Source organism: Mesorhizobium sp. G2-6-1 (assembly GCF_055809095.1).
Genome location: NZ_CM147896.1, coordinates 3,902,715 through 3,926,677, shown reverse-complemented (window position 1 = coordinate 3,926,677; position 23,963 = coordinate 3,902,715). Strand labels below are relative to the sequence as shown.

The window sequence follows — 23,963 nt, the reverse complement described above, 5'->3', positions numbered from 1 at the left end:
ATGCGCATCGCTTTTTTCGTCAATGCCATCAAGGATGAATATCCCCGTTACACAACAACAGTTTTCGCGTTGGCCGCTCGCACCCGCGGGCACGAGGTTTGTTACATTACGCCTGGGGATTTTGTATTGCGGGCCGACGATACGCTCCATGTCAGCGTGTTGAACCTGCCTGACAAAACGTTTCAGAAAGTTGAGACACTTCACAAGGCGTTACAGTCAGATGAAACCAGACGCGAAACAATCGATGTGACGGAAATCGATATCCTCATGCTGCGCAACGACCCGTCCCAGGATACCGAAAAACATCCGTGGGCCGCGCACGCTGGCCCCATGTTCGGTCGACTTGCGGCGGACCGAGGTGTTTTGGTGGTCAATGATCCAGACGGACTGGCACTCGCCCAGAACAAACTATACCTGCAAGGATTTCCCAAAGCCGCACGTCCTGCCTCGCTGATTTCGAAAAACCTCGAAGAAATCCGCGATTTCATTGGTACTCAGCCGAAGGGGGTCATTATCAAGCCGTTGCAGGGGTCGGGCGGCAAGAATGTGTTTAAGATTGACGGTCCCGATGATGCAAACATCAATCAGATATTCGAGGCCGTAAGCGAAGAGGGTTACATGATTGCGCAAGGCTTCATGCCAGAGGCCAAAGATGGCGATGTTCGGGTATTTGTGATGAACGGAATACCGCTGGAAAGCGATGGGAACTACGCAGCATTGCGACGTGTGCCCGCTAAGGGGGATGTACGTTCCAATATGCACGCTAAGGGCACTGCGGTGAAAGTCGAGGTGACTGATGAGATTCTTGCAGTGACGGAACTGGTTCGACCCAAGCTCATTCACGACGGGCTCTTCATGGTCGGCTTGGATATCGTCGGCGACAAAATTCTAGAGATCAATGTGTTCACACCGGGTGGCATGTGGAGCATTTGCGACATGCAAGGCATCGATTTTTCAGAGACGGTCATCAAATCGCTGGAAAAGAAACTTGCGATGCGCGCAGGCAGCCAGGGCACTCTTTCGAACCGAGAACTGGCCGTGCTCTGATGTGGGGCGATCTGATTACAGAATTCGGGCGGGAGCCGAGCTTGCCTGTGAGCGTAATTGTAGCACGCACGCTTGCGACAGTTGTATTTTGCGGCCTCATTGGGCTGGAGCGTGAGGCGGCGCAACGTCCGGCCGGTTTGCGCACACACATGTTGATCGGTCTTGCTGCTTGCATCTACTGTCTTCTGACCCTCGCACTTTTGTCCCGAGCGACCGAATTCGGCGAAACTGTGAGGATGGATCCCCTGCGAATCATTGAAGCTGTCACGGGTGGTGTTGCTTTCCTTGCAGCAGGTCTGATCGTATTTTCCCAAGGAAAAGTGCGTGGGCTGACGACGGGTGCCAGCATGTGGGTTGCCGCGGCCGTAGGTGTCGCTTGTGGCTTGGGTGAATGGACCATCGCTGGCCTCACGGTCGTCTTGACGCTGATCATTGTCGCGCTCGTGCGAAAGCTGGAACAACAGGCAGGCACGCATGGGAGCGACGAGTGAAGGTAATCAGGTCAAAATCAGCCGACTGCGTCGTGACTTATTCCTTGTTCAGTTTTTCCATTGCCCAGCCTACGCTGAAACCATGCAAGACCGTCGAAATCAATATGACGAGGCCGACAAGCGACCAAAGCTGGCTCTCGTTCGCGAATTCCATGTGGCCGCCCGCATAGCACAGGTAATAGATGGATCCGATCCCTCGCACGCCATAGACGGAAACCACAGCTCTGTCGCGTTGGCTCAGGTCGGTCTTGAGTAGAGCGACCCACCCCGAAATTGGACGAACCACCATTATCAGCGCTACGGCAATGAAGACATGCGTCCATGTCAGATCGACAAAAAGTATCGGAAGAACACTGCCGATGGCCACAAGCAACACGGCTGTCAGGGCGTGTTCAATAGATTCTGAAAAATCGTGTAGCCGGCGGTGAAAATGGTGGTCAACTTCAACCCGTCTCAACGTGAGGCCGAGGACTGCGACGGCAATGAAACCATATCCCTCAACCAGTTCAGTCGAGCCGTAGCAAAGTAACACCCCGGCAAGGGCAATAACGCCAGACCCTGTTTCAGCCAGGATTGAACCTTTGGGCACGGTGAACAGGATGTAGCCCAAGGCCCTGCCACCTGCCCATCCCATAACGGTACCCAAAGCAATACGATACAGGACATCCCTGACAATCCAATCCAGCGCCCATGCGCCGGGATTCAAACCTTGCGCAGCCACGATCAGACCCAGATAGACGAATGGGAACGCAAGCCCATCATTCAAACCCGCTTCGGTCGTCAGGGCAAAGCGCACGGGATGCTCTTTTCCCTCCTGCGGCGGGCCTACCTGAACATCGGCTGCCAATACCGGATCGGTAGGGGCGAGCACGGCTCCCAAAAGGATCGCTCCGGCCACCGTCAAGCCCGCCAGTCCGACACCCAGTAACGCAACGGCCAAAATAGTCAGCGGCATGGCGATAACCAGCATCCGAAAGGTAGGCTTCCACCGTTTCCAAGGGCGCAGATTATCTATGCGCATGCCGGCGCCGAATAGAGCCACTATGACCGTCAGTTCGCTTACCAATTCCCACGGCAAGGGGGTCTGGCGCGGGTCTGGCAATATCGGCAGGTTGGGCAAGAACATCGCAGCGCCCGCGCCAAATATGATCATCAAAGGCGCGGCCACCGGTTCTCGATTGGAAATCAGTCGAGGGAACCATCGCGCGAGGATCACGATCGCCCCAACGACAGCAAGAGCAACATGATAGGACTCTAATGAAAAAAACGCATCATTTTGCAAGTTTGAGCCGACCTCATTTTCGTACAGTAAAAAATTGTCCGGAACTCCAACGGATTTCAAAGCCTCTCCAGCAAAATTGCAACGAACCGTAATCATAAACCGCAGACCCAAAAACTCATTCCAATACGTTTTCAGATATAAAGCTGGGAGTCGCTATCGACGGTCTGTGCGTGGTTCGCTCTCGGGTGGGGGAACGATCTGTATGTACTTTACTGGAGTATCAGTTTTGAACACGCTAATTCGTCCATTTGATTCCAGATATGCGTTGGCGACTTCACCAAGATTTTCAACTCCAGCCAAGCGCAGCTGTTCATAAATTTCAGCCTTTCCCAATTTGCGCGCCGCAGCATTGTCGGTCAGCAACACCCCGTCTTTCACAATCAGGAGCGGTATGCCGTCGATAGCCTGTTGGACAGACGTAAACTTGAAGATCAAACTGTCTAAGCCTTTGTTGAGCAGCACCACTACAGTAATAACGGTCATAGCGTGGAGGATCGGCACGTCGGGGTAAAACAACGGATCGCCGACAGCCGATCCCAGCGCGATTACAAGAATGAATTCCACCACGGAAAGCTGAGCGATGCTTCGGCCCCCAACCCAGCGCACCAATAAAAACGCGTAACCGTAAATTACTACCGTTCGAAATACAATTTCAGCAAAAAACAGTGGAGGCTGATCTCCGACGAACATACGCGCCAAATCGAAGGGGATTACCGGGTCCGACATCAAATTCTTTCTATCTCTACGTCGCGCTGTTGCTATACCAAACGAACGAAGCGGTATAACTGATGTTCCATTGGTTAGTGTTTTTCGTAGTCATTCCGAATAGGTGACCGTCCGTGGCCTTGGGGAATGATAAACAAGATTCCCATTTCTCATGATGAAAATACCCAAGTCAAAATCTCTCCGCCATCGTGTTCTTACAGATCGTTGTAGTCGTTGTAGCTAGTTTTATTTTGTTCCGAGCGCCTATTGCGGTCATTACCAAGCAGCGCGGAAAACCGAAAAAAGGCACCTTCCGGCTTAACTTCACAGCCGGCGCGCTCATCACGGCGGGACTAGTTCTGTCAACCACCGCTTACGATGTTGACACCACCGGCAACGCTTCGCCTCCGGAGTTTCCTGAGGCTGCCCCATTGGCCAAAACTTACGTGGACACAATCAGCATTGATTTCGACAATGTTTTTCCGACTGCTGCATCAACGATCGGGCGGTCAAAGCACCAGTGATGTAGAGATATATAACGCAGTTCAGTTACGCAGGCGGTTGAAGCACAGAAGTAGCTCTTCACCAGTTTGGGAAATCTTGGTCGTGGCCAAATCGGCAATGCCCCCGAACACATAATTCCAGATGCGACTTGTCGTAACCGTGGAAAATGATTCGCAACAATTTGCGGGAACATGTTGTTAGGCAAGCCGTTGCCTTACGCGGGTCGCGTCAGCCGGACCCGGTGGTAAAGAGAACAGAGCAGATTTTTCCGGCTTCTCGCTTTGGCCAACGAAATGGCAGACGAGCTCTTGTCCCACCCGACCTGCCGCAATTTGGAGGAACGATCAACATGGCCGAAAACACTGACGTTGTCGAACAACATCGGGAGATTCAAGCCCGGATTGACAAGAAAGACGGGAAGACAAGCTCAACAAGGACCGATTGTGCCATGCAAGCGGGCGCTCGTATCTATCCCGAACCTCCGTTCCCAAAGCAACATCACCAAAAACCTGGAATCGAATCCCAAATCGAACCGTCACCGCTTTTTGATGCACCGTATTATGTTGGCTCCAAAAAACTTGACGGAAAGGTTGCCATTGTAACAGGAGGGGATTCCGGAATCGGTAGATCTGTCGCCGTTTTGTACGCTCGCGAAGGAGCAGATGTGGCAATTGTCTATTTGTCGGAGGATGGAGATGCTCATGAGTCGCAAGAGGCTGTTGAAGCCGAAGGGAGACGCGCACTTGTCATAAAAGCCGATGTCAGCAAGCGGGATGACTGCCGCCGCGCCATTCACGAGACGGTTAAGCAGTTGGGCAGACTAGATGTGCTGGTCAACAACTCAGCCTTTCAATATCATGCAGAGGACTTCGCCGACCTAAGCGAAGAACATTTCGACATTACAGTGAAGACTAATCTTTATGGCTATTTCAATATGGCGCAGGAAGCGGTTCCATTCATGGAATCCGGCTCCGCTATCGTCAACACGGGTTCGGTAACCGGCATCAATGGATCAGCGCGGCTGGTTGACTATTCAATGACCAAGGGCGGGATCCATGCCTTCACAAGAGCATTGGCGGGCAGCCTCGTCAATAAAGACATTCGTGTAAACGCTGTTGCGCCGGGGCCCGTGTGGACGCCCCTAAACCCATCAGACAAGGAAGCCGAAGATGTTACCAGGTTCGGTGGAGACACACCCATGAAGCGACCGGCCCAACCAGAGGAGATTGCGCCCGCCTATGTGTTCTTGGCGTCGCCGCATTGCTCAAGTTACATCACCGGTGAAGTCATTCCCGTGATAGGCGGGTATTAAAATTTTCTATCATTTATTCTTGAATACCAGTGATAAAACTTGCCGGTGATCGAAATTCCAGCACCCCAGATAGTTAAGACCACATGAGCAGGCGAAAATGTTGACGGCAGCTGTTACCGCTAGGATGCCGGATTTTGGTGGTCGCGCAAAGAGGGCTTTAGCCTTCTCCAAGATCAGCATGTTTTTTGATCTTTGGTGGGAAATGCTTGTCGCGGTCCGCCTCGACAGCACTTTTTGGGGCAGTAAGCTGCCTTACAAATCCTGAGGACAGATAGTCCAAATGGACGCGACCGTTCACAGCCGCAGCGACAAATCCATCAAGAAGCGCAGTGCCGAAACCAGTTATCTCGGGGGACACAATCAAAGGGCCATCTTTTTCAATCCAGCGAAAGATGATCTCGCTACTATCGGAGCGGTTTGCCTCCCAGCTAAAGACAACGGCCCCTTGTGGGCCAGATAAGGCTCCATATTTGACGGCGTTGGTCGCCAATTCATGCAGCGCCATACCGAGCGCCTGAACAACCTCCGGCCTTACGGTGAAGTCATCACCAATAATGGTGATCCGACCATTTTCTGCGGAAAATGTATCGAGATGAGATTGCGCTAGTTGGCGTATTGAAGTTCCGGTCCATTTCTCTGCTGTCAACAGGTCGACAGTGTGAGCAAGCCCCGCCAATCGACCCTGCATTTTTGATCGAAATTCCTCAGCCGACGAACTGTGCCGAGCCGTCTGACGCATCATAGCCTGCACCACGCTGATCATATTTTTCGTGCGATGAACGGCTTCGCGCATTGTGTGCCACAGTCTGTTCTCGGCCTCGCTTCTCTCATAGGAAGCTTCAGTCAGTGCGACTCCGACTCGATTGACCTCAACGATCGGCGTCGCGATCGGCGCGACGACTTCGCCAAGACCCAATTGCTCTGCCATCTCGGAGATGCCCTTGATCGATTTGCGCAATTCCCGACTTAGAACGAACGCAGCGCACAACGTGAGACCAATAAGAGCTAGGCCGGCAAGCAAAAGCATCCACCAGTCACTCAGGACGGTTGTGGTTGCGATTGTCGGCCTCCACAAGATAAGCCGCCATTGCGTTTCCAGTGGGCGGGCGTAGGCCACAGTATTTGATCCCTCCTCGAACACCCCACTGGAGGATCCAAATGCTGAAGGCGGCGAAGATGCATAGACCTCACCGACTTTGCCATCGGCTTTTCCCACAGCTATCAATATGCGGCTGTAATCATCAATCAGGACTACCGACGCTTCAGGCGCGATTTTACCAATCGAGCGGGCAATGTCTGTCGCATTGTGCGTGATAATGAGTGCCGCCGCACCCGAAGGATTTTTATCCTCGAGGGGCATCGTGACATTGAAAACCCATTTGCCACTGGTCTGGCCAAAGAAAGCCTCAGAAACCTCAATTTGCCCTGAACGTAAAACAGACTGGATTGACTCTGGATTGGTAATTTTTCCGAGAGACGTTCCAAACGGCACTCTGGTGTTAAACAGTTGTTGGCCATCGGCACGAACCACGAGCACGAACATCGAGCTGGAGTTCAGAGCTGCTTGGGTTCTACTGTAGAAAGTTTTGAGGTCGCCGACTTTCAAATCAGGCGATGTTGCCAATAAGCGCAAGGTAGTTTTGGTATCCTGAATTTGCCTGCTAATCGAACTAGCCAAACCAAGCGCCTCGCGGTTGGTTCGCCGAAGCGAAGCTTCTTTCTCGTTACGTTCTATTTGAACCAGCAAGACAGTAACGAATACAAGCAATGGCAGGATAATTGCCGCTGCCATCCCAAACAAATAGACGCCGATCGATTTGGGACGCCGCGAACGCATTGCCATCGTCCTGTTTGCCTTTATTTCAACCATCCAATCGAGCAGACATTCTTTGGAAATTCAATGTCTTTCATGTGTTTGGCAGCCCGTTTCGGCAGTAAAATTTTGTCGATAATCTCAAAAAAGTTGCTGTCCTCGATGGAGCTTTGCAGACGAAGCTGATTGCTGCCGGAGACAATTTGGAGGTCGAGCGAGCCGATGTAATCCTTTCCCGCCCCAGTTGGCCATTTCGGGGAGGTCTTTAATCGTGTCAAGACGTTGGATCTGAACCCAATACGACACGGTAACTATCGAAAAATCTGATTGCCTTCTGGACGCGCTTTGCAACCAAAGCGTCACGAATACGTTACCTGACTGTCAGACAATCAAAGGGAGATCGTCGTGAACGGAATCATTTACCTCGTGGGCCTCGTTGTGGTCGTATTGTTCATCTTGTCACTTCTTGGATTGCGGTAAATCCATGGTCGAAAAAAGCCCTACTGGAAACGTTTCACTCGCCCCGGCAAATCCGACCGGATCGTCCTATCTCGAATGGGGTGGCATTTTTGGCGGCGGCATCATCGCCTGCGCTATTTCCGTCGTCCTCTTGCAGTTCGGGTCAAGTGCCGGCTTGGCGCTTGGATCCGCTACCCTTTCCGACGGCAGCGCGTCTTGGAACGTGCTGGTGGCTGGGTTGTGGGTAGTTGTGGTCGCCATCACTAGCGCCACTGCCGGCAGTTATGTTGCCGGTCGCATGCGTACGCGCTGGGGCGACGGAAACGAAGGTGAGAGTGAATTTCGCGATGGCATACACGGCATTGCTGTATGGGCCCTCGCAACGCTCGGCGTGGCATTTTTCGTTGCCATTACCGCCAGTGGGGGCGGCGCCGATTTAATAAATGCGGTAGATACGAAACTCAGTGATGCAACGGTTCGTCTGTCGGCTAACGTCACGGCGATATTTAGTTTCGCGACGGCGGCAGGTTCTGCACTTGGTGCTGCAGCTGCATGGTTTGCCGCAATCATCGGAGGCGAACACCGCGATAAAGGAACCAGCTTCCACGAAGTTGTACCGGTTATGCTGCGCAGGCGCTAGCGACCGAGCAGTGTCAATGTCACGGTCGCAATGCGACTGTCGATAACGGCGAATAGGCGAGCTATCCAATAGTAGCTGAGTGTCCATGCTCGCAAGGATGCTCAGAATTGCACCAGCTATGCATTCTATGCAAATGGCCAAAGGCGGATCCCGGGGAGGATCCGCCTTCTATTGTCTGCCGAAGGGCTTGGGAAAAAGATGGGGTCGGCACACAACTCAGTTGCAACGCAGCCGCGAACTTCCGGTTCCATAAATATCGTTGTCGAAAGGAAATCGAAATTAACGGCAAAGTTCGCTCCCATAGACTCTCTTTCGATCAGGTGTTGTTTTGCGCGTCGCACGACGGATGTCTTTTACTACCTGTTCTGCAGGCTTCGTGGCGTTCAAACGCTTCGGTCTCATATTCGATCTCTCTTGATCGTAACGAGACCAAAACACCCCATCACAACATCATTTTGGCGATATGGGCACAGACGCCGGATACTTTATGTTTCCGGTGCGGCATCCCACCTTGGCTTGATCTCGCGTGCCCATTTTTTTGGGTCTTCCTCGTGCATTTTCTTCATCTTTTCGGCAACGTCGGGGTGTTTGTCCATTACATGCGCGGTCATCTTCTTGACCATTTCGTCCCACGTTTCGGCCGAAAGCTTGTGATCGCATTTTCCGCCAAGTTCTATGCAGGTCAGGGTCTTCATCACGTATCTCTCTTTTAGGGTATCCCGTCAGTTCGAACGAAATTACTCACCTATTGGTTACAGGCGTGATGCGACCGACATGGCGACTTGGAACCGGACGTTGTAGACAGACGTTCGTTGATAAGACGAGAAAAGGAGACATCTGCCATGCGCCACGAGATCATTCCCAACCTTCGTTATGCTGACGCGCTGGCGGCGATTGAGTTTCTATGTGCGGCATTCGGATTTGAACAACGCGCCGTCTATCTGAGCGAAGCCGATCCAAAGATAGTTCAGCACGCGCAACTGGTGTGGGCCGATCGCATGGTTATGGTCTCCAGCACGTACGACACTGAATATGCTCGCGTGGCTCAGATGAAGACGGTCACTGAAGTCGGAGGACCGACTATTGGCCTATGATTGTTGAAGATGTGGACGCCCATGCGGAACGGGCGCGATCTGCAGGCGCAGAAATCATTCTCGGACCGAACGATGAAGACTATGGTGGGCGCGGCTACTCAGCGCGCGATCCTGAAGGAAATGTCTGGAGCTTTGGAAGCTATGACCCTTGGGCGGACCAGTAACGACAGCTTTTGACGAGCGTAAAATTCGTGTAGTGACAGCATTAGCTCGGCCTCGGCCATTGTACTGTCGCGAAAAATTTCTCTGAATAGTTCGTCGGTCGTGAAAAACTCGCAACTGCTTGCGCGGATTGGGGTTTTCGACGGTTTCAAGTATTCTATTTCACAAGGGATTTGGACTTTGGTGCGCAAAAGCTTGTGTTTTCGTCGGGCGCCCGGATTTGAGGTTTTTGGGCGTTTGAGAAGTGGGATTCTCTCCTCGGATCGAAACCGGAGAGCGCCCGATGCGTCCAAAGCTTCCGTCGAAAATTCGCAACGAGGACCTGTTCCGCTCTCGGCTGGATGCGATTGTGGATGGCCGCCACGAACTGGTTCGGCTGGCCGGTCTGATCGACTTGGACCGCTTCGAGGTGGCGTTTGGCGGGCTTTACGTGGACAAGAAAGGCCGGCCTGGGTTGCCGACACGGCTGATGGCCGGGCTACATCTGCTCCAGCACGCCAAGGGCCTGTCCGACGATGCGGTGTGCGCCCAGTGGCTCTAAAACCCCTATTTCCAGGTCTTCTGCGGCGAAACCCATTTCCAGCACCAGCTGCCGCTGGACCGCTCATCCATGACGCGCTGGCGGCGCCGGATTGGCCAGGACAAGCTGGAGGAATTGTTGGCCGAGACCCTCACGGCAGCCCAGAAGGCCAAAGCGGTGGATGCTGGCAAGTTTGAACGCATAACCATCGATACGCGACCGCCCAGACCAAGGCCGTGGCACACCCGACCGACAGTGGCCTGCTGCTGCGTGCGGTGGAGTGGCTGAACCGTTTCGCCAGGCAACATGGCCTGGTGTTTCGTCAATCCTTCGTTCGGCTGGCGAGCCGCGCCCGACGCGAGGTCTCACGGCTGATCCACACCCGGGGCCACAAGCAGGCGCTGCGTGAAGTCCGCCGCATGCGCACCTTTGTCGGCCGGCTCTATCGTGACATCGGCCGCAAGATTGCTGGTCAGCCGGATCTGGAAGTGGCCTTTCGGCCGGTCGCTGAGCCGATCGCCCGGCTGCTCGCACAGAAGGCCGGCGACGCCAACAAGCTGTATGCCCTGCATGCTCCTGAGGTGGAATGCATCGCCAAGGGCAAGGCTCGCACCCGCTATGAATTCGGGGTCAAGGCGTCCTTCGCCGTCACCAACGCCCGCGCCAGGGGCGGACAGTTCATCGTCGGCGCCCAAGCCTGCCCTGGTTTGCCCTATGATGGCCATACCCTCCAAAGCCAGATCGCCCAGGTCGAACGTCTGACCGGCGCCACGGTCAAGCGCGCCTATGTCGACCGTGGCTATCGTGGTCACCGCCTGGCTGCACCGCAGGTTTACCTGTCCAACACCCGCGGCATCGCATCGCCAACCATCAAGCGCGAACTCAGGCGGCGCAGCGCCGTCGAGCCGATCATCGGGCACACCAAGGCCGACGGAAAACTCGAACGCCACTGGCTGAAGGGCGCCCAGGGCGACGCCATAAACGTCATCCTCGCCGCCGCCGGACACAACATCCGCCTGCTCCTAGCATGGCTGAGGATTTATTGCGCTTTGATCCTGACAATGCTCGGCCCCGTCGGAGCGCAGACCTCGATCACAATGAGCCGACCGGCGTTCGACTAAACTCACAAATCGCCAAGTTCGCGTTCTTCACGACCGACTAGTTCGATTCCGAAAGTGCTTGCTTCCCAATCTACCGATCCATGCTGAAAATGGGAGCGAAGCCTCCGAAAATCATGCGCTTGGCGTCGAAAGGTGCGTCGGCAGGGGCTTCATGCGATCATCAGACTTCATCCTTTTTCCGCCGCATCAGCAGTGGCTCGATCCGGCCATACGATCCAGGAAAATACTACCGCCTCGCCCTCTTTGGCGGCGACGGCGCGGCGAAAATCCGTTACTCCCCTTCGCGCACATCCTCGCCCCACGCCTCCATGATCTCAAGCGCGCGGTAATCATTGAATACGTCCGCAGCTATTTTTAGGGTAGTCCTCCTTTCGAACGGTAGAAACGGGGAGCAGAAAGCGGCTGATATACATGGGTCGTACTCCCTGATTTGATTTCGATTTCAGTCGTTCAATTTCGGATACCAGTCCATCCCACGCCCTTCAGGGTGGTATCGAGAATGATCCATAACGGGTTCATGTCCGGTGCATTGTGAGGATCCTGCCCCGGATCGGCCATTTCGAAGTTGCCTTCTGCGCTATAGAAATGGCGAATGCTTTCGCCATCTCGCCGGAAAACAGCGTAAGCTGGCATATCGGCATCGCGTTCGCCGGCGAAGTCCTTGGTGTACTCACCATCGGTGTCGCAATAGAGTTTTAGGTGTGTCCAGCCGCGGCTGTCGGCATAATCCCTGATGCGCTCATACGGCGAACGAGCAACGACTGCCAAGGCAATGCGCTTCTCCAGATGTGGAACCTCAGGGTCCCATGAACTTAACAGGGCGGTGCACATTGGGCAGCCCTCCATGCGATTTGGCCCGTACATCATGCTATAAATGACAAGCGTTTCCTTGTCGCCGAATAGATCGGCAAGCCCAACATCACCTTCCGGGCCTTCAAAACGATATTCGGTTGTGACCTCGCCTCCCGGAGGCAGTGAGCGGCGCATCGCGCCGACACGCCAGATGTGACGGCGAAGTTCGATCTCCTCAGCCAACAATTCATTACGTGACTTGCGATAGTCGTCGGTTTCGTTGGGAAAACGGGCGTTGTTTTTGTCCGCCAACTCTTTCGCTGGCGTAAGAGTCTGAGCATTTGTCACGTGACCTTCTCCTATTCGCGGACTCGGATGGATCAACCTTTTTAACGTTGCTTCTTGAGCTAAGTTCCCTGTCACCAGCGCAAACGAGGGCGCTTCCAGGACCTAGAAATTATCTGAAGTTCGTTAGATGGGCGGTTGCCGAGGCCTGTTACAATTACCTCGCCGTGCGAGACAATAGTTTTTCGACGCTTGAGTAACTGTGTTCGTGCACGGAATTGTCGTGCAAGTTCACAACGCTCGTTCACGAACATTAGACAGACTGGAGGTGAGGTGCGTGGCCGCTTAACCCCCATAGTCGAAAAACGTGCCACAATATGTGGGCGAATGCCTTTGCACGCGATTTAGCTCTAACCGCCCGAGATTTCTTGTTCGAACCGAACATCAAATTGTAATGTAACAACAAGAACCACATTACCGTTTTCCCCGCGAACCTTGATGGTCGTGGTATGATGATTTCCATTCGGCAACGCATCACCAAGGCTTTCGACCAAGGATGCAATTGCTTCGTTCTTGGCTACGGCAAGCGTTTTGCAATCGGTCCCTTCACCGTCTGGGTAAACCTCACCATTGTCGTCAATGTCGAAGAAATAGCGCGGCATAGTACGCAACGCGGGAAGTGGTGATCGGGTTCAAACATTTTTCATGATGAGCAATCAGTGATCAAGATTAGCGCATTGATCCAATGAGACGCTGATATTCTTCCTCGGGCTTGCCATAGGCGTCGGCTGCAAACGCCTCAAGGGCTTGCCTGTTTCTTATGGTGATATAGCCACGTTCGGCGCGAATGAAATGGTTGCCCTCCAAAACATGCAATGCGGTCGTCACGCTCGGTCGACGCACCGCCAGCATCAGTGACAGAAATTCATGGGTGAGTGCAATTTCGTCGCCATCAACACGGTCGTGGCACATCAAGAGCCACCGCGCGAGACGCTCATCAACGTGGTGGGTCGCGTTAGAGAGAGCAGTGAATGCCGTTTGTGTCGAAAGTGTTTGAACATAAAGCATCATCAACCTTTGAAAGGTCGGTCTTGCTTGCAGTATTTCGACAAGCCGACCGCGCTCAATGCGATATCCGTCGCCAGCGACTTGCATAAAAATGTCATAAGGGCTGATGTCAGAGCCGAGAATAAGGGTAGGCGGGGTACTGCCCTCGCGTCCAAAGAGCCCCGCTTCGACGCGGTTTCCCTCTGGTGATTGTGCGACGATTGAACCGATTCCTGAAGAAAGAAAGTAGCCGTAACCAATTGGCTGGTCGACATCTGCCAGCATAAATTTATTCGGCAAATCGATTTGTTCAAGATGCGGTGCAAGACACTGGAAATCGGCCTCTGTAGCGTATGACAACAAACGATTGGAAATAGATGATTGGCTAGGTGCCAGCATGGCTCTCTCCCTAAAGGGCAAGAGCCATATTCGCGTCTCTCAGCCGTTTGCGCCCGTTGGTCTGCAAACGATGAAACTACTCTGCCTGACCAATGTGCTCAAAACAAGTACAACCTGCAGAAATGTACGCTATCAGACAAAATCGCCCTTGGGCGAAAAACGGCGTTAATCTAAGTTTGTTTTAACAACTTTGCTCGCACCCTAAACCTTGAAGAACATGGGGCCGGGCCTTTTGCATAGAGGAGGTCATTGCCATGGGAAGCTACGCGCGCCCATCCACACTACGTCAGGAACTTCACGCTGCGTTGAACGAGATATTCGCGACCCTCAAGCCGCATGATCGGCCTCTTTCCATCAAAAACACGGTCGAACGCTTGCAAGATGTTGCCAATACTGACGGACTGACGTTTCGTGAAGTTGCGGATATCGTTTCCGATCATGCCATCCTGAGAGGTCTCGATATCCATTTTGACGCCAACGAGGGGGATAAAGCTGAATTACACTCACGGCCGCCTAAGCGTGCTACCTCGGTCTTTGTGCGCTCCCGCGAAACAAGTACCGAGGTAGTGCTCGTTTCAAAGGCAGAGGATTCTGCGACGTAACCTACACCGGGCAGCGCGCGGCAAGCAGCCGACAATCGCGCACATCGTTGTTTATACCTGTTCGTGATCGCCGCGGCGCTTCGGAACGGACGGAGCATGACACGCAGAAACCACAGCCAGATCTACAGCTCCTATTGTGGCGGTGGCTCACCTCGCTCCCGATAGGATGGAAGATCTGGCGCTTTTTCGGGAATTGGATGTGCCTGCAAATCTGCGATCAATGACTTCATCTCATCGATTTCCCTGACCTGCGCTTCAATAATGCCGTCCGCCAGCTTTCTCACTCGCGGATCTCTGAGGTGGGCTCGTTCGCTGGTCATGATCGCGATCGAATGATGTGGAATCATCGCTTTCATATAGCCGACATCGTAGACAGTTTCTTGACTACGCACGAGCCAGAGAGACACAGCGAACACAACAACGCTCAACGCAATGATAGCTGCGTTCACAGTTTTATTCTTATACATTGAGTGCATGAATCCCATCATGATGATGGCCATAACAGCACCCATTAATATGGCCATCCAGATCCTTGTCTGGCTGTAGGTGACGTGATCGAGAGCGTAGGTGTTCAGATACATCAGCCCGAACATGACGATGGTCGAGGTGATTATCATTGCGGCGAAACGGCCGTAGGTCATGCTTGTCTCCATTTGCTATTTTATGAGCATCCAGATTGCCATGGCGACCATCATCAGGTTCTCGGTCAGCGAAATGAAACCCAATGGCACATTGCTATCACCCCCGACACAGGCGCATTTAAGCTCGCGCTTGTCGATATAGACGGCCTTGAATACTGAGACCGCGCCGATGGTGCCAATAACAAGTGCAATGGGAATGGCGAGCCACAGGAGCGCGCCGGCGATCATCAGGACGCCCGCAAGAGCCTCACCAAAAGGATAGAAATAGGCGTAGCGCACCCACGTTTGGGCAAGCAGGTCATATCCAAGAAACATATTGGAGAAGCTCTCGATATCGCGAAGCTTCAGGATCGCCAGGATGCACATCGAAATAGCAATAAACCATTCAGCCGTTCTGACAGTTAGTAGATCTGCGAATGCCACCCAACTGAAACCGAGTGCCATCGCCGCTGCCATGGCAAAGACTGCAACAACAGGCTGATATGTTACCGTGCCGGGATCGGAGACAGATTTTCCAAAGTAACGCCGGAGGTCGTCATACCCACCGATGCGATTGCCGTTGATGAAAGTCTGGGGTGTCGTCTTGAGATTATGCTCAACCATAAAGGCGTCCGTTTCTTCGCGCGTTTTCAGCCAACGATCATCGACGGCAAATCCCTCACGTTTAAGCAAATCGAGCGATTTCAATCCGAAAGGGCAGATATGCTCCGGCATGACCATTCGATAAAGTATTGCTTTGGGTGGATTAGCACTCATCAACTCATCTCCGCTTGAATTAGCGTGTGGTGTGGTCGAATAAATCAACGACTTGATCAACCTTTTGCCGCTGCTTGACAGCATCGCGCACTGCAATTGCATCGGCGACACAATGAGCGGCAACACTAAAAAGAATCTCCCATCCAGCTCGCCCTGACACCGCTTCGCAGCCTGCACTTGATGAAGAATGCGAGGCAGTAACGGTCTTGTAAAACCATGTGCGCAAAGCCTCGAACCTACCAAGCGATCCGGTTTAATCGAACTATTTTCGACCGTTCTGTATCCCCGCAAATGCTGAGTTCCATAGCCTCAATAAGTGAAAAACCCGCCAGCGATGTGATTGTTCCACTTTGAGTTGATGTCGCGCATTGCTGCAGTGTTCACTGATGAGTCGGCATCGATCGCTAGCTAAGATCGATCTACATGACACGGCTTTCCAGCACTGAGCCACATCTGCAATGTATCGAAGGCACCAAGGGGGATAATTGGCCTTGGCGATGTGCGTTCGCACCAGCTCTCGTCCTTGAAGCAGCACCCGTTCGGTTGGATCGGTTATTTTCGTTAAATGCTTGATATTTTCATGCAGGCAAGCTTCCACTCCGAAGTTTCTCTAATTCGAATGCAACTTTCACCCATCTGGCGCATTGGTGTGTGAAACGCCAATCGATTTCAGGACTCTATTTCGGAGCTGTGTGTTGACGCTAAAATCACCGGTTACTGTCCGCTTTCCCAATGGAACGTGCCATTCCGTCATTTGTGTAGCAGACGCGGTGAAATTGCTCGCTGACCCCCGCTGGCCCAACAGGGATGCAGCAGAATATGCTGAAGCGGTGCGTATTGCCAACGATGCACTATCAGGTCATTGCAAATCCACATTTGCCCTCATGGCATTTAGCAAGCTTGCGTCGGATGCTGGCATCCTCAAGAGGGTTCCAGTCGCGCGCCGTTTTTGAAAATGATCCGATCGGGACCGTGCTGAAAGTGACGAAGCGATCTTCCTAGTCGAAAGCTTGGTGATCGAACTCGGTTGCAGAAACCCGCTCGAAAGTCGGTCTGCGGAATATTGCTTCTGTATTGCTAATCATCGGCACTTTCGGGAACTCATCATCGGTGTTCGCCGTTGGCTGGCCAAGGAGATTCTCACATGACTGAAATCAAAGATCCGAAGAATACCAATGCCATCGTGCGGGAGCCGGAAGCCGCCGGGACTGAAATAGAGCGCAAGGGAACGACAGGAAAAGCCGGCGGCAAAACGACGGTTATCCCCAAGACGTCTGGCACAACCGATAGGAGCAAGGGACCGTTGCTTGTCCCATTCGCTGGCAGAAAGAACGACGTACCGAGAGAAGCCGGAAAACCACCTCTGCCCACAGACAAGCCGTAAGAGTAGTTGCGGCCCAAACGAAGCGGAGAGAAATTCGGCGGTGCGGCCGCGTTCGTGTCGAAAAGAAAAACGCAATCTGTGCATTTTGAACGCTAAGACGGGCATTCCAGCGCGCTAACAAGGTCTGAGTGGAGACATTTTATGCCCCGCAAACTTGATTTGAGAACCGGGCGCCCGGTTTGGTTTGCTTATCGCGCGCCCACCGTTCCCGTTGATAGTTTGGCCCGTAATGCCAAAGCCGATGTGCTGATTGTCGGCATGGGCATAAGCGGCGCCATGATGGCCGAAGCCCTAACCGCAGATGGCCACTCCGTGATCTGCATCGACAGACGCGGGCCCCTTAAAGGCTCGACACCTGCCACCACTGCTCTGGTACAGTTCGAAATTGATCAACCGCTGAAAGCACTTTCACGCATGATCGAAAAAGGTGCTGCGCAGCAGGCGTGGCGACGCTCACGCCTAGCCGTCACCAATCTTCGGGGCCGCATTGCACAACTTGCCATTGAGTGCGACGTCACAAGCAGGCAGTCGCTCTATCTGGCAGGCACCGATCTTGGTCCTTCAGATTTGCGAGCGGAGGCCAACGCACGACGCGAGGCTGGCATTGCGGCCAGCTATCTGACGGCAACGCATCTAGAGGACAAATTTGGAATAGAACGCGACGGCGCTATTCTTAGCCACGACAATCTGGCGCTTGACCCATGCAAGCTGACTGCCAGCCTGCTGCGCATAGCACAGCAACGCAAGGCGCGGTTATATGCACCGGTGGAGGCCATCAAGTTCGAGGACACGCGCGATGAGGTGATAGTTGGCACAAACAGCGGCCCGACAATTACGGCAAAACATTTGGTGCTGGCGACCGGCTACGAACTAACCGATATTGTTCCCGCGACAGCTCATCAGATCATCTCGACCTGGGCCATCGCGACGCGACCACAGGCTGGAAACCTTTGGCCATCTTCAGCTTTCATCTGGGAGGCTTCGGACCCGTATCTTTATATACGCGCGACAGAGGATGGACGTGTCATCTGCGGCGGCGAAGACGAGGAATTCACCAATGAAAAAAAACGCGACGAATTGATCACGCAAAAGACGTTGCGGATATCGGAGAAATTGAAGAAGCTGATGCCCCGGCTCGACGTGACCCCCGAATTCGCCTGGACAGGCTCCTTCGGCACGACTTCGACAGGCCTCCCATATATTGGTGTAGTACCCCATCACCCTCGTATTTTTGTCGTGATGGGGTATGGTGGCAACGGTATAACCTTCTCACAGATTGCTTCCGAGATCGTCTCTGCTTCACTTGACGGGTTACACGACGCCGATGCCCGTTTGTTTGCTTTTGACCGCTAGGAAAACCGTTCTGAAGGTGTGATCGCGACGTTGCGTTCGAGATTGCATAGACAACGCGTGTCATTTAGTTTTGACATTAATCCCTAGGAAGTGTGGACACTTGGGATTCACAAGAGTGTAAAATCGCGTAGAACATGGGCCCCACACGAACTGGCTCTAACACGTTGATTTACGTAAAAAATAGACCGTCTTACAATGGCGAATTATTCGCCAGTCGTAACCCCACTTCAACATCTCAAAGTGTAGCGGAATCAGTTGGTTGGTTTTCTTCCGCCGCGGGGTTCCGATACCGTGAAAATTCACAGATTAACATGCAACATAGCTCTTCGAAACTCCATTTCCTCCTGCACTCGGCGAACCTTGTAGAGGAACGGCTCCGGGTACGGCTCGCCAGTGTTGGTATTTCACATCGTCAGGCCCGCATTCTCGACGCGCTCGACCGGATGGGCCAAGCCTCACAGGCAGAACTTGCGCGTGAGTTTGATCTGACGCCTGCCAGCATGAGCACGATGACCGTGCGGTTGCTGGAATCAGGTTTGATCTCGCGTGCGTCTCACCCGGATGAAGCCCGCAGCTATGTCCTGCAACTCTCTGCCAAAGGTCGCAGCCGGCTCTCAGAGATCCACAGCGCCTGGGAGGACATAGATTTGATGATCAATGCCAAGATGGGGCACGAGAAGACAGAACAGCTTGCCGTGCTGACACGAGAATTGCGTGACGCGCTTGGCGGAGTCGTGCCCGGTAGTGCGAAGGGACAGGGCGGAAAATGACGCTATCACATCGATTCTGGATTGGCGTTCGACTTCCCCGATTGAGCCAGCATCGTAGTATTCCGCTTCATGCGGTGAACGTCCGCTTGAGGGCATAATGCGCGGCAACCAGATGTCCGGACTGGGGTCGTGTGCAGAACGGCAGCTTCTCATAACGTTGGACCCATTACCCGACAGACTGCTGTCGGCTCCTATTATGACGCATATTTCATCGTCGCAGATCGTCGGCAGAAAAAGGGAACTGAATTGCTGTAACTCCGTTTTCCGCTTGAAGGGACAAACGGAGATTGAAAATATGAGAAATGTTCTATTATCTAGTGCGCTGTTGCTTGGGTCATTTTCTGGTGCAGCCATGGCTCAATCCGCGGTTTCAGCTACAACCGACTTGAACGTGCGATCCGGCCCAGGGCCACAATATACTGTCGTTGGCATGATTGGTGCTGGCCAAAGCGCAACTCTCAATGGCTGCTTGGAAAATAGCAAATGGTGCGTTGTCGCCACCAATAACGGAGAGGGCTGGGTTTACTCCGATTACCTCACTGGGGACTTCGGAGGAAACCAAGTCGTAGTGACACAGCGGCCACCTGATTCAGAAGTGAAGTTGGTACCTGCGCCTGCGGATAAAGGTGGTGGTGACACTGGTGCCGTAGCAGGCGGGGTAACAGGTGCCGTCGCTGGGGCGATCATCGGGGGGCCAGTCGGCGCAGTCGTTGGTGGAGCAGTGGGAACTGTCGCCGGTGGGGCAACAGGAACTGTTATCGATCCACCGGAAAAAGTGCGCACTTACGTGACCTCCAACCAGCTGAAGCCTGTTTATCTTGATGGTGAAGTAGTTCTTGGAGCGAGTCTTCCCGACACGGTCGAGCTCCAGGAGATCCCAGACTACGAATATCGCTACGTTAACGTGAATGGTCAGCCTGTTTTGGTGGACGCGCAAACTCGCCAGATCGTCTATGTAGTTCGCTGACGTTCTTGCTCTCGATTGTTGAGCATCGTTAACAAGGAACGAAAGCCGCGATTGAAACGCGGCTTTCGCATATGCGGAGTGCAGAATGGAAAGGGCAAATCCCGATCAGGCATGTGACTTGTGTTTCACTCGGCTCTGAACCTGAAATGTGACGATACACTCAACTTGAGGCCGTCATCGATCAGGTTTTATCTTTCCGATTCAACAGGAGAACCTGCCATTCCCATTGGGCTAGATTTGCTGGGTATCATGCCATGAGGCAAGATCCGAAAGGGTAGCGAAATCAGTCGGCTGATGTTCCACCGTAAAGGGGTGCGGGTCGGTGAATTTCCACAATGTGCGAGTAGGATACGACGATGATGAACGGTTATGGAATGGGCTTCGGTTGGATCTGGATGATCCTTATCGTCATTCTTGTCGGTCTGGCGATCGCAGCATTACTCAAATACTTGCGTAAATGAACATCGGACGGAGACCTTACATGGAATATACCATCAACAATATGATCAGCGGGGCGAGCTTTGGCGAGGTGGATGCCCGCGTCCGCAAGGCGCTGGCCGACAACGGGTTCGGAATCCTCACGGAAATTGACGTCAAGGCGACGATGAAGAAGAAGCTGGATGTGGAGATGCCCTCTTATCGCATCCTCGGCGCTTGCAACCCGAAGATGGCTCACCAGGCCATTGGGATGGAACCGCGCGTAGGCGCAATGCTGCCCTGCAATGTGATTCTTCGCGAGGTTGATGGCGGGATCGAGGTCAGTGCGATCGACCCGGTAGCGTCCATGCAGGCTATCGAAAATCCGGCTCTGCATGCGGTCGCGGGTCAGGTGCGTGACCTTCTAGTCGAAACCGTCGCCGCGATTTGACGGACACTGTAATGTTTCAGGAAACTTGCTAAGCGCAGACGACGCACCGAGAGTTGACGATCTGTTGCCGGCCCCAATTTGGTAATCGAAAGACCGTCCGCTATCTCAAATCTCGACCTAAAAGCTGCTCGACTAGTAACCTGAAGGTTTTTCGATGCGGGCCGCAGCGCGATGTTGGCCACCGGCATTGGCGGCCCGCGTTGACAAACCTTGGAAGGAGGAAGCCGCGGAGTTTGGGCGGGACCTATGGGGAAAGCGCGCGGGAGCGAACGCCTGTTGTGGAGTTCGACGCTGGCGGCAGAAGCAGACGGGCTGATCTGGGGGCGTGCGATGACATGATCGGAAGCAGGTCTGACGGCCTCCTTCTTGCCGCGTTCGACGGTCTTGCGGTGTTCAGCGTTGTGTGGCGCAAACCGATGCCATCCCGGAGCGTCATATCTTTCCGGGGCAGCTTTGGCCACGTTGACGGGCGGCTCGTCATGCTGCCTGCTCCCTTGGTGGGGCACGCGATCTCGGCTTCTGGCCGCGTCGAAAGATCTCGATGATGCGCATCGGGCCGCCGCAGGCTGGGCATGGTTCGCGTAGGGTGAGCGGAACGATCTCGGCGCTTGGCGGATCATCCTGTCTGACCGCTTCCGCTGTGAGCAGGGTTCGGATTTTTGCGATTGCGGCCTTGCGGCCTGTGCTGGCCAGAAATCCGTAATGGCGGATGCGGTGGAAGCCATCGGGCAGCACATGGATCAGAAAGCGGCGGATGAACTCGTCAGTGGCCAGCCGCATGACCTTTTGACGGTCGCCGTTCTTGATCCGGTAATCCTTCCAGCGGAAGGTCACCGTCTTGGCATCGGCGCTGATCAGGCGGTTGTTGGAGATGGCCACGCGATGCGTATAGCGGCTGAGATAGGCCAGCACGGCCTCTGGCCCGCCGAAGGGAGGCTTGGCGTAGACCACCCATTCGGATTTGCGGAAGGGGGCAAGCCAGGCGGCGAAGGTGTCAGCTTCAGCCAACCCGGCCAGATCACCGAAGAATACCAGATTGCGTGTGCGATGCAGCGCCAGCAGCCCTTCGATGAACAACCGTCGAAACAGCCGCGACAGGACCCGCACTGGCAGAAAAAACGCCGGACGGCAGGCGATCCATCGCGTGCCGTCCGGCGACAGCCCGCCGCCGGGCACGATGATGTGGACATGGGGGTGATGGGTGAGCGCCGAGCCCCAGCTGTGCAGTACGCTGGTCATGCCGATGCGGACACCGAGGTGGCGTGGATCGGCCGCAATGGTGGTTAGCGTCTCGGCCGACGCCCGGAACAGCAGCCCATAGATCGCCTCCTTGTTCCAATAGGCAATCTGCGCGATCTCTGCGGGTACAGTGAATACGACATGGAAATATTCCACGGGCAGCAGATCTTCTATCCGCGCTGCCATCCAGTCGCGCGCTGCGGGCCCCTGACACTTCGGGCAATGCCTGTTCTTGCAGGAATTGTAAGAGATATGGCGGTGTCCACATTTTGCGCAGGCGGCCACGTGCCCGCCCAGCGCCTCCGTCCGGCAGGCCTCGATCGCCGACATGACCTTGAGCTGGCTCAGACTGACATGCCCCGCATTGGCCTGCCGCCACGCAGGCCCATGGGCACGGAAAATATCAGCGATCTCCAGCTTCGGCCGGGTCACCCCGACGGCGTGTCACTCCAGCCGACGCATAAGGGTTTGATCCTCCAACTGCTTCAGGCGCTCGAAGGGGCTGATGGTGTCGCGGATTATCTTTGTGGCGACATGGGCATATCGGGCAGTCGTGCTCAGCTTGGCGTGGCCGAGCAGAACCTGGATCACCCGTACATCCGTGTTGGCCTCCAGAAGGTGTGTGGCGAATGAGTGGCGCAAGGTGTGCAGCGTGGCGGGCTTGGCGATGCCCGCCTTGTGCTTGGCCGAGGTGAAGGCTCGGTTGAGTTGACGCGGCGACAGCGGATTGATCTTCGGCTGGCCCGGAAATAGCCATCCCCGCGGCCGCGATTCCCGCCAGTACTCGCGCAATAAGGCCAACAAGGCCGGCGAGAGCATGGCCTTGCGATCCTTACCGGCCTTGCCTTCGTCGACGTGGATCAACATGCGCTCGCTGTCGATATCAATGACCTTGAGGTGGCAAACCTCTGAGGCCCGCAATCCTGCGCCATAACTGATGCCAAGCGCAGCGCGATACTTCAGACCCGGCCCGGGAACCGCAGCCATAACCGCGGCGATCTCTTCGACGCTCAAAACAATCGGTAGGTTGCGCGGTTTGCGTTGAAACTGCATATGCCGCTTCATCTCTTCGCGACCGCAGGTGGTGCCGAAGAAAAACCGCAGCGCGACAATCCGGGAATTGAATATCCAGGGTGACACCCCGGCATTCGTCATATGCAGTTGATAGGCGCGTAAATCGTCGGGTGTCGCGAGGTCCGGAGATCGCCTCAAAAACCCGGCGAAATCCTTGATGGCCCGAATATGGGCTTCTTGAGCCTTGTCGCCCATTCCACGAATACGCATGTCTTCGATCATGCGCGCGCGCAGTGGGGTGGTCCTCTCCTCCTTCATAGGAACCTCCTGTCTGATGATTGAGAAGACCCCAATTGTCAGGCCAGGAACCCGAGTTACAAAGAAGCACGGTCAATCAGCAGGCGCACCGCTTGTCACAAGCGCCATTGCCGCGCGAGCGGCTTAGTCCCTCCACCCAGATCGAGACATAGTGATTTGATGCGATCCGGCAGCTTCCGGCCTCATAGCCGGCGTCATTTGTCGGTCCAGTTGGTGGTATTGGTCGCGAAGCATATTTCTGCGATTTATCAGTGTAACGTGCTGCACAACTCTCTCAAAGCTTCGAGACTGGCGCGGCAAATATCCTGATAGGACTTCAGACTTATCTGCTCTCGATTGTAAGTGTCACAGCTCAGCGTCATGTATTCGAGATCGGCG

Annotated in this window: 24 protein-coding genes and 2 pseudogenes; 14 read left to right on the top strand and 12 right to left on the bottom strand. The window is 54.1% G+C overall.

Annotated features, from left to right (window positions below):
• Complete coding sequence (locus tag AC0L7S_RS19070) at positions 1-1,047, top strand: glutathione synthetase (RefSeq protein ID WP_473472433.1); 1,047 nt, start codon at positions 1-3, stop codon at positions 1,045-1,047.
• A gap of 47 nt (positions 1,048-1,094) precedes the next feature.
• Positions 1,095-1,538 carry an MgtC/SapB family protein gene (locus tag AC0L7S_RS19065; protein WP_473472432.1) on the top strand — a complete coding sequence of 148 codons (444 nt, stop codon included), beginning with the start codon at positions 1,095-1,097 and terminating at the stop codon, positions 1,536-1,538.
• 37 nt (positions 1,539-1,575) lie between these two features.
• On the opposite strand, the gene AC0L7S_RS19060 is transcribed toward AC0L7S_RS19065, so the two are convergent.
• Complete coding sequence (locus tag AC0L7S_RS19060) at positions 1,576-2,691, bottom strand: cation:proton antiporter (protein ID WP_473472431.1); 1,116 nt, start codon at positions 2,689-2,691, stop codon at positions 1,576-1,578.
• A gap of 282 nt (positions 2,692-2,973) precedes the next feature.
• The gene (locus AC0L7S_RS19055; protein WP_473472430.1) at positions 2,974-3,546 is read right to left on the bottom strand and encodes a DUF421 domain-containing protein; all 573 of its coding nucleotides are present in this window, start codon (positions 3,544-3,546) and stop codon (positions 2,974-2,976) included.
• 832 nt (positions 3,547-4,378) lie between these two features.
• Here AC0L7S_RS19055 and AC0L7S_RS19050 point away from each other — a divergent pair.
• Positions 4,379-5,341, top strand: a complete 963-nt coding sequence (locus tag AC0L7S_RS19050; RefSeq protein ID WP_473472429.1) for an SDR family oxidoreductase — start codon at positions 4,379-4,381, stop codon at positions 5,339-5,341.
• A 157-nt stretch (positions 5,342-5,498) separates the two neighbouring features.
• Here AC0L7S_RS19050 and AC0L7S_RS19045 read toward each other — a convergent pair whose 3' ends face one another.
• Positions 5,499-7,178 carry a sensor histidine kinase gene (locus tag AC0L7S_RS19045; RefSeq protein ID WP_473472428.1) on the bottom strand — a complete coding sequence of 560 codons (1,680 nt, stop codon included), beginning with the start codon at positions 7,176-7,178 and terminating at the stop codon, positions 5,499-5,501.
• A gap of 460 nt (positions 7,179-7,638) precedes the next feature.
• Here AC0L7S_RS19045 and AC0L7S_RS19040 point away from each other — a divergent pair, with 460 nt between their 5' ends.
• Entirely contained in the window at positions 7,639-8,253 is a 615-nt protein-coding gene (locus AC0L7S_RS19040; RefSeq protein ID WP_473472427.1) for a hypothetical protein, read from the top strand.
• Between the two features lie 485 nt (positions 8,254-8,738).
• On the opposite strand, the gene AC0L7S_RS19035 is transcribed toward AC0L7S_RS19040, so the two are convergent.
• Positions 8,739-8,948 carry a DUF1059 domain-containing protein gene (locus AC0L7S_RS19035; RefSeq protein ID WP_473472426.1) on the bottom strand — a complete coding sequence of 70 codons (210 nt, stop codon included), beginning with the start codon at positions 8,946-8,948 and terminating at the stop codon, positions 8,739-8,741.
• Between the two features lie 147 nt (positions 8,949-9,095).
• Between AC0L7S_RS19035 and AC0L7S_RS19030 the strand changes: the two genes are divergently transcribed.
• The 3 genes and pseudogenes from AC0L7S_RS19030 (at position 9,096) to AC0L7S_RS19020 (ending at position 11,150) form a co-directional block, all read left to right on the top strand.
• Entirely contained in the window at positions 9,096-9,347 is a 252-nt protein-coding gene (locus AC0L7S_RS19030; protein ID WP_473472425.1) for a VOC family protein, read from the top strand.
• Positions 9,344-9,511 (top strand): VOC family protein, encoded by a 168-nt coding sequence (locus AC0L7S_RS19025; RefSeq protein WP_473472424.1) that lies wholly within the window; start codon positions 9,344-9,346, stop codon positions 9,509-9,511. Before AC0L7S_RS19030 ends, AC0L7S_RS19025 begins: the two co-directional genes overlap by 4 nt.
• A gap of 281 nt (positions 9,512-9,792) precedes the next feature.
• Positions 9,793-11,150: pseudogene (locus AC0L7S_RS19020) on the top strand (IS5 family transposase).
• Between the two features lie 167 nt (positions 11,151-11,317).
• On the opposite strand, the gene AC0L7S_RS19015 reads toward AC0L7S_RS19020, so the two are convergent.
• From AC0L7S_RS19015 to AC0L7S_RS19000, 4 genes and pseudogenes are all read right to left on the bottom strand, one after another.
• A complete protein-coding gene (locus AC0L7S_RS19015) occupies positions 11,318-11,452 on the bottom strand; it encodes a DUF1428 family protein (RefSeq protein WP_473472423.1) in 135 nt (44 codons plus the stop codon).
• Between the two features lie 140 nt (positions 11,453-11,592).
• Positions 11,593-12,290: pseudogene (locus AC0L7S_RS19010) on the bottom strand (DUF899 family protein).
• Between the two features lie 347 nt (positions 12,291-12,637).
• Entirely contained in the window at positions 12,638-12,889 is a 252-nt protein-coding gene (locus tag AC0L7S_RS19005) for a DUF6894 family protein (RefSeq protein ID WP_473472422.1), read from the bottom strand.
• A 67-nt stretch (positions 12,890-12,956) separates the two neighbouring features.
• Positions 12,957-13,673 (bottom strand): Crp/Fnr family transcriptional regulator, encoded by a 717-nt coding sequence (locus AC0L7S_RS19000; RefSeq protein ID WP_473472421.1) that lies wholly within the window; start codon positions 13,671-13,673, stop codon positions 12,957-12,959.
• A gap of 254 nt (positions 13,674-13,927) precedes the next feature.
• On the opposite strand from AC0L7S_RS19000, the gene AC0L7S_RS18995 reads away from it, so the two are divergent.
• Positions 13,928-14,275 (top strand): hypothetical protein, encoded by a 348-nt coding sequence (locus tag AC0L7S_RS18995; RefSeq protein ID WP_473472420.1) that lies wholly within the window; start codon positions 13,928-13,930, stop codon positions 14,273-14,275.
• 131 nt (positions 14,276-14,406) lie between these two features.
• Here the strand turns inward: AC0L7S_RS18995 and AC0L7S_RS18990 are convergent, their stop codons facing one another.
• Entirely contained in the window at positions 14,407-14,916 is a 510-nt protein-coding gene (locus AC0L7S_RS18990) for a DUF305 domain-containing protein (RefSeq protein WP_473472419.1), read from the bottom strand.
• Positions 14,917-14,931: 15 nt separating this feature from the next.
• Positions 14,932-15,672: a MauE/DoxX family redox-associated membrane protein gene (locus AC0L7S_RS18985; RefSeq protein WP_473474369.1), complete on the bottom strand. Its 741-nt coding sequence runs from the start codon at positions 15,670-15,672 to the stop codon at positions 14,932-14,934.
• A gap of 647 nt (positions 15,673-16,319) precedes the next feature.
• Here AC0L7S_RS18985 and AC0L7S_RS18980 point away from each other — a divergent pair.
• From AC0L7S_RS18980 to AC0L7S_RS18955, 6 genes are all read left to right on the top strand, one after another.
• Complete coding sequence (locus AC0L7S_RS18980) at positions 16,320-16,625, top strand: DUF982 domain-containing protein (RefSeq protein WP_473472418.1); 306 nt, start codon at positions 16,320-16,322, stop codon at positions 16,623-16,625.
• A gap of 191 nt (positions 16,626-16,816) precedes the next feature.
• Positions 16,817-17,056, top strand: a complete 240-nt coding sequence (locus AC0L7S_RS18975; protein ID WP_473472417.1) for a hypothetical protein — start codon at positions 16,817-16,819, stop codon at positions 17,054-17,056.
• Between the two features lie 141 nt (positions 17,057-17,197).
• On the top strand, positions 17,198-18,409 hold the full coding sequence (locus tag AC0L7S_RS18970) for an NAD(P)/FAD-dependent oxidoreductase (RefSeq protein ID WP_473472416.1): 1,212 nt from the start codon (positions 17,198-17,200) through the stop codon (positions 18,407-18,409).
• Positions 18,410-18,720: 311 nt separating this feature from the next.
• The gene (locus AC0L7S_RS18965; RefSeq protein WP_473472415.1) at positions 18,721-19,179 is read left to right on the top strand and encodes a MarR family winged helix-turn-helix transcriptional regulator; all 459 of its coding nucleotides are present in this window, start codon (positions 18,721-18,723) and stop codon (positions 19,177-19,179) included.
• 295 nt (positions 19,180-19,474) lie between these two features.
• Positions 19,475-20,146: a DUF1236 domain-containing protein gene (locus tag AC0L7S_RS18960; RefSeq protein WP_473474368.1), complete on the top strand. Its 672-nt coding sequence runs from the start codon at positions 19,475-19,477 to the stop codon at positions 20,144-20,146.
• Positions 20,147-20,627: 481 nt separating this feature from the next.
• Complete coding sequence (locus AC0L7S_RS18955) at positions 20,628-21,014, top strand: DUF302 domain-containing protein (protein WP_473472414.1); 387 nt, start codon at positions 20,628-20,630, stop codon at positions 21,012-21,014.
• Between the two features lie 477 nt (positions 21,015-21,491).
• Here the strand turns inward: AC0L7S_RS18955 and AC0L7S_RS18950 are convergent, their stop codons facing one another.
• Both AC0L7S_RS18950 and AC0L7S_RS18945 read right to left on the bottom strand, forming a co-directional pair.
• Positions 21,492-22,685 (bottom strand): IS91 family transposase, encoded by a 1,194-nt coding sequence (locus AC0L7S_RS18950; protein WP_473471428.1) that lies wholly within the window; start codon positions 22,683-22,685, stop codon positions 21,492-21,494.
• A gap of 12 nt (positions 22,686-22,697) precedes the next feature.
• Positions 22,698-23,585 (bottom strand): tyrosine-type recombinase/integrase, encoded by an 888-nt coding sequence (locus AC0L7S_RS18945; RefSeq protein WP_473472413.1) that lies wholly within the window; start codon positions 23,583-23,585, stop codon positions 22,698-22,700.
• Positions 23,586-23,963 lie beyond the last annotated feature (378 nt).